Source organism: Vibrio sp. OPT41 (assembly GCF_015163595.1).
Taxonomy (GTDB): Bacteria; Pseudomonadota; Gammaproteobacteria; order Enterobacterales; family Vibrionaceae; genus Vibrio; species Vibrio alginolyticus.
This window is the reverse complement of the sequence record NZ_JADDYH010000034.1, coordinates 1-1,190: the sequence shown is the minus strand read 5'-3', so window position 1 is coordinate 1,190 and position 1,190 is coordinate 1. Positions and strand designations below refer to the sequence as shown.

Below are 1,190 nucleotides of genomic sequence, written 5' to 3'. Positions count from 1 at the left end.
TGTCTAAAGAAAAATTTGAACGTACGAAACCGCACGTTAACGTTGGTACTATCGGCCACGTTGACCACGGTAAAACAACTCTAACTGCAGCTATCTGTACTACTCTTGCTAAAGTTTACGGCGGTGTAGCTAAAGACTTCGCATCTATCGATAACGCTCCAGAAGAGCGTGAGCGCGGTATCACAATCGCAACTTCTCACGTTGAGTACGACACTCCATCACGCCACTACGCACACGTTGACTGTCCAGGACACGCTGACTATGTTAAAAACATGATCACTGGTGCTGCACAGATGGACGGTGGTATCCTAGTTGTTGCTGCGACAGATGGCCCAATGCCACAAACTCGTGAGCACATCCTACTAGGCCGTCAGGTTGGTATCCCATACATCATCGTATTCATGAACAAATGTGACATGGTTGACGATGAAGAGCTACTAGAACTAGTAGAAATGGAAGTTCGTGAACTTCTATCTGAATACGATTTCCCAGGTGATGACCTACCAGTTATCCAAGGTTCTGCACTAGGCGCACTAAACGGCGAAGAGCAGTGGGAAGCGAAAATCGTTGAACTAGCAGAAGCTCTAGATACTTACATCCCTGAGCCAGAGCGTGCGGTAGATCAGCCATTCCTAATGCCTATCGAAGACGTATTCTCAATCCAAGGTCGTGGTACAGTAGTAACTGGCCGTATCGAGCGTGGTATCCTAACTGTAGGTGACGAAGTTGCTATCGTAGGTATCAAAGACACTACTACAACTACATGTACTGGTGTTGAGATGTTCCGTAAGCTTCTAGACGAAGGCCGTGCAGGTGAGAACGTTGGTGCACTTCTACGTGGTACTAAGCGTGACGAAGTTGAACGTGGTCAAGTACTAGCTAAGCCTGGTTCAATCACTCCACACACTAAGTTCGAATCAGAAGTATACGTACTGTCTAAAGATGAAGGTGGTCGTCACACTCCATTCTTCAAAGGCTACCGTCCACAGTTCTACTTCCGTACAACTGACGTAACTGGTGACATCCAGCTACCAGACGGCGTAGAAATGGTAATGCCAGGCGACAACGTACAGATGACTGTAGAGCTAATCGCACCAATCGCAATGGACGAAGGTCTACGTTTCGCGATCCGTGAAGGTGGCCGTACAGTAGGTGCTGGTGTTGTTGCTAAGATCTTCGACTAATTCATA

The 1,190-nt window shown here is 47.3% G+C and carries 1 protein-coding gene; it reads left to right on the top strand.

Annotated features, from left to right (window positions below; genetic code table 11):
• Positions 1 to 1,184 (top strand): elongation factor Tu (gene tuf / locus IQP38_RS14325; protein ID WP_017822038.1); only part of this gene is annotated, 1,184 nt, incomplete at its 5' end.
• Positions 1,185 to 1,190 lie beyond the last annotated feature (6 nt).